This is a genomic window from Actinomycetospora sp. (genome assembly GCF_055612215.1).
The window spans coordinates 1-4,398 of the sequence record NZ_JBVPVA010000109.1 but is presented as its reverse complement, the minus strand read 5'-3'; the positions used below and the strand labels follow the sequence as shown (position 1 = coordinate 4,398).

5 protein-coding genes are annotated in these 4,398 nt (G+C 73.3%); all 5 read right to left on the bottom strand.

Going from position 1 to position 4,398, the window contains the following annotated elements; translation table 11 throughout:
- Window positions 1-938, bottom strand: a 938-nt coding sequence (locus AC0CYZ_RS02835) for a helicase HerA-like domain-containing protein (RefSeq protein ID WP_472212153.1), incomplete at its 3' end; no start/stop codon positions are given.
- A 122-nt stretch (window positions 939-1,060) separates the two neighbouring features.
- The gene (locus AC0CYZ_RS02830) at window positions 1,061-1,750 is read right to left on the bottom strand and encodes a hypothetical protein (protein WP_472212152.1); all 690 of its coding nucleotides are present in this window, start codon (window positions 1,748-1,750) and stop codon (window positions 1,061-1,063) included.
- Window positions 1,751-1,790: 40 nt separating this feature from the next.
- Complete coding sequence (locus tag AC0CYZ_RS02825) at window positions 1,791-3,014, bottom strand: ABC transporter permease (protein WP_472212150.1); 1,224 nt, start codon at window positions 3,012-3,014, stop codon at window positions 1,791-1,793.
- The gene (locus tag AC0CYZ_RS02820; protein ID WP_472212148.1) at window positions 3,011-3,715 is read right to left on the bottom strand and encodes an ABC transporter ATP-binding protein; all 705 of its coding nucleotides are present in this window, start codon (window positions 3,713-3,715) and stop codon (window positions 3,011-3,013) included. The genes AC0CYZ_RS02825 and AC0CYZ_RS02820 overlap by 4 nt, the downstream gene beginning before the upstream one ends.
- Entirely contained in the window at window positions 3,712-4,266 is a 555-nt protein-coding gene (locus AC0CYZ_RS02815) for an efflux RND transporter periplasmic adaptor subunit (RefSeq protein ID WP_472212146.1), read from the bottom strand. The genes AC0CYZ_RS02820 and AC0CYZ_RS02815 overlap by 4 nt, the downstream gene beginning before the upstream one ends.
- Window positions 4,267-4,398: the final 132 nt, after the last annotated feature.

The following is a 4,398-nucleotide window of genomic DNA, read 5'->3' as shown; positions in this document are numbered from 1 at the left end:
CGGATCAGCTTCACCGTCTGCTCGATGCGGTCCAGGAAGGCCTTCGACGCGTCGGCGAAGAGCAGGTGCGCCTCGTCGAAGAAGAAGACCAGCTTGGGCTTGTCGATGTCGCCGGCCTCGGGGAGGTCCTCGAAGAGCTCGGCGAGCAGCCACATGAGGAAGGTGGAGAAGAGCGTCGGGTCGGCCTGCTGGTCGGCGAGCTCGAGCAGCGTGACCACGCCCTGGCCGTTCTCGACGGTCAGCAGGTCGGCCGGGTCGAACTCCGGCTCGCCGAAGAACTCGTCGCCGCCGCGGGCCTCGAGGTTCACGAGGGCCCGCAGGATGACGCCGGCCGTCGACACCGACACCCCGCCGATGGTCTTCAGCTCCTCCTTGCCCTCGTCGGAGAGCAGGTGCTGGATGACGGCGCGGAGATCCTTGGTGTCCAGCAGGGCGAGCTGCTGCTGGTCGGCGTAGTGGAAGATCAGCCCGAGCGTCGATTCCTGCGTGGCGTTGAGCCCGAGCACCTTCGACAGCAGGATCGGCCCGAACGCGGTGATCGTCGCGCGGACCGGCACGCCGATGCCGTGGCCGCCGAGCGAGAGGAACCGCACCGGGTACGCGGTCGGCGCCCAGTCGTCGCCGGTCTCCTGCGCGCGCTTCGTGGTCCGGTCGCTCGCCTCGCCGGGGCGGGCCAGACCCGAGAGGTCGCCCTTGACGTCGGCGAGCAGCACCGGGACGCCCGCCGCGGAGCACTGCTCGGCGAGGTTCTGCAGCGTCTTGGTCTTGCCCGTCCCGGTGGCGCCCGCGACGAGGCCGTGGCGGTTCAGCGTCGCGAAGGGGATGCGGACGCGGGCGGTCTTGTCCGGGGCGTCGTCGACCATCACCGCACCGAGTTCCAGCGCGGCGCCCTCCGTCGCGTAGCCGGCGGCGATCTCGGCAGCTGCGTTCTCGCTCACGGGCGGGAGACTAGCGGGTCGGGCGCGACCGGTCGCCGGAGCGCGGTCGTCGTTGATCACGGGCACACGACGCAGGTCCGGCGCCGGCGGACCCTGCGCCCAGTGCCCCTCGTCGAACGGGTCTACCGCGCCGGCAGGTCCACCCGCGTCGCGATCGTCTCCCCGCGCTGGTCGCGCTCGCCGGTGACCGTCACCGACTCCCCGACCCGCAGCGCCGCGTTGCCGGCCGCCGCGGGGGTGGCCACGACCGTCCCCGGGGTCGTCTGCAGCGCAGTCAGCGAGCCGTCCGCGCCCCGCACCGTCACGACCGGCGACCCGCCCGGCGGGGTGTCCACGGCCTCGATGACGCCCAGGGTGGGCGGCACCGATCCGGGCCCCGTCGGCGGCGCGGTGTAGCGCCCGATCAGCAGGCCGGCGCCGAGGAAGACGATCGCGCCGAGCACCAGCAGCAGGATGCGTGTGGACCGGGCCATCCCGGGGCGGTTGAGCCGCTCGCGGACGTCGGAGTCGTCCATCGGCTGGTCGAGCACCTCGGCTGACGTCGGGGGACGGGACTCGGTCGTCCGGGCGTCCGGGCGGTCCCCCCAGCCGCGCGCCGGGCCGCCGTCCCGACCGGACGTGTCGGGCCCGAACCTCGGCTGCGGGCTCGGGGTGCGGATGGGCCCGGTGTCGGAGGCCTCGTCGCGCGCCGAGTCGGAGGACTCCGACCACCGGGACGGTCCGTGCACGACGGTCTCGCGCTCGTCCTCCGCCGTCTCCGCCGTCTCCGCCGTCTCCGCGGACTCCTGCGGACGTGGCTCGTCCTGCGCCATCCCCGTTCCTCCCTGCTGGTCCGTGCTGGTGCCCGCGCCGTCACTCACGTCGCAGGGCCTCGATCGGGCGCAACCGCGACGCGCGGCTCGCCGGGTAGCCCCCGAAGAACACCCCGATGGCGATGGACACCACGACCGCGATGACGACCGCGGCGGGGACGACGATGGCGCGGAACCCGCCCGGCAGCGGGATGAAGGTCGCGCCGATCCCGATCCCGACCCCGATCAGCCCGGCCAGCGCCGAGAGGATCACCGACTCGACGAGGAACTGGCCGAGGATCGCCGACGGCGGCGCACCCAGCGCCTTCCGGATGCCGATCTCCCGGGTCCGCTCGGTGACCGAGACCAGCATGATGTTGGTGATCCCGATACCGCCGACGAGCAGCGAGATCCCCGCGATCCCGGCGAGGAGCAGCGAGAACGTCGAGAGGGTCGAGTCGAGGACCTGGGCGATCTGCGCCGAGCTGATGAGCTGGTAGTCGCGGTTGTTCGGGTTGGTGATGCCGTGGCGGCGGTCGATGATCGAGTAGACCTCGGACTCGGCCGCGTTCTGCGTGTCCGTCGAACGGGCGCCGACGACGATCTGGTTCAGGTTCCCGAACCCGGTGAACGTGCTCTGGACGGCCGACAGCGGCGCGAGGACGTTCGTGTCGGGGTTGGCCCCGGGGCCGCCCTGTCCCTTGGCCTGCAGGATGCCGATCACCTGGAACGGCGAGCCGTTCAGGTTGACCGTCCGCCCGAGCGGGACCGATCCGACGCCGAACATGTCGTCGGCGACGGTCCGCCCGAGGACGGCGACGGGACGGGCCGACGTCAGGTCCGCCTGGTCGTACGCGCGCCCCGAGGCGACGACCTGGTTCGACCCGGGGAAGTAGTCGGGGGTGCTGCCGATGACCGTGTCGGTCTCGGAGTTCGGGCCCGACGCGACCGTCACCGAGGTCTGGACCACCGGCGCGACGTAGGCGACGTCGGGCGCGCCCTGCGGATCGGAGAGCGCAGCCGCGTCGGCCGGGGTCAACGGCCGGGCCGCCGCGCCCGCGGAGGCACCCGCCGTCCCGCTCGCCGCCCGCGCGATCACCGTGATGCTGTTGGCGCCCAGCCCGGTGATCTGCTTCTGGATGAACACCGCGGCGCCGTTGCCCAGGGCGGTCAGCAGGATGACCGCGGCGATCCCGATGATGATCCCGAGCATCGTCAGCAACGACCGCAGCCGGTTCGCCACCAGCGCCCGGACGGCGAACCGCAGGATCTCGACGCTGCTCACGGGCGGGCGCCGGCCTGTTCGGTGAGGCGCCCGTCGGTGACGGTGACCGTCCGGTCGGCCCGCTCGGCCACTTCGTGGTCGTGGGTGATGAGCACGATCGTCCGCCCGGTGGCGTGCAGGTTGTCGAAGAGGTCGAGGACGTCCGCGGTGCTCGCGGAGTCCAGGTTGCCGGTGGGGTCGTCGGCCAGCAGGAGGGCAGGCCGCGTGACGAGCGCGCGCGCCACCGCGACGCGCTGCTGCTGGCCGCCGGAGAGCTGGTTGGGCCGGCTCTCGGTCCGGTGGGACAGGCCCACGACGTCGAGGGCGGCGAGCGTGCGCCTGCGGCGGTCCCGCCGGGAGACGCCGGCGTAGACCATCGGCAGCTCGACGTTGGCGAACGCGCTCGTCCGCGGGATGAGGTTGAACGACTGGAAGATGAAGCCGATCTGCCGGTTGCGCAGCACCGACTGCTGTCGTTCGTCGAGGTCCGCGACGTCGAGGCCGTCGAGCAGGTAGCGGCCCGACGTCGGACCGTCGAGGCACCCGAGGATGTTGAGCAGCGTCGACTTGCCCGACCCGGACTGCCCGACCACGGCCACGTACTCGCCCCGGCGCACCAGCAGGTCGACCTCGCGCAGCGCGTGCACGGCCGTGTCGCCCTCGCCGTAGACCTTCGACATCCGCCGGACGTCGAGGACCGGCACGTCCGCGGGGTCGGTCATCGTCCGGCTCCGCCGCCTCCACCCGCGCCGCCGCCGCCGTTCCGCCCGCCGCCGCCGTTGAGCCCGCGCAGAGTGGCGGCCGAGGCGGCCGACTGGTCGGGCAGCACGACGAGGTCGCCGAGGGACAGCCCCGACGTCACCTGCGTGACCGTGTCCGAGCTCAGGCCGGTGCCGATCGTGCGCGGCGCGGTGGAGCCGTCGGGCTGCAGGACCTGGACCGTCCCCTGCCCCGAGTCCGGGCCGCCCACCGGCGTCACCGCCACCGACGGCAGGAACGTCACGTCGTTCGCTTGCCGGGTCGTGATCGAGACGCTGGCCGACATCCCGGGCCGCATGCCCGGCGGGGGCGTGGGCATCAGCACGGCGGTCCCGTACTGGACCGTCGTCTGCGACCCCGGGAGCAGGTTGATCGACGTCACCGAGCCCGGGATCTTCTGCCCCGGCAGCGCGTTGACCGAGACCGCGACCGGCTGGCCGTTCGCGACCTTCCCGACGTCGAGCTCGGGCACCTGGGCGAGCACCTGCATCGCGGCGAGGTTGGCGATGGTCATGACGGCGGGTGCGCTCGGCGCGGCCGTCACGCTCGCCCCGGCGGACCCCGAGCTGGCCGCGGCACCGCCCGCGGCTCCGCCGGCCGCCGACGCCGTCGAGCTCCCCGTCGTCGCCGACTGGCCCGAGCCGGC

Coding starts and splice junctions, on each gene's coding strand:
- AC0CYZ_RS02830 (WP_472212152.1), bottom strand. CDS start 1,750: ATGGCGCAGGACGAGCCACGTCCGCAGGAGTCCGCGGAGACGGCGGAG.
- AC0CYZ_RS02820 (WP_472212148.1), bottom strand. CDS start 3,715: ATGACCGACCCCGCGGACGTGCCGGTCCTCGACGTCCGGCGGATGTCG.
- AC0CYZ_RS02815 (WP_472212146.1), bottom strand. CDS start 4,266: ATGACCATCGCCAACCTCGCCGCGATGCAGGTGCTCGCCCAGGTGCCC.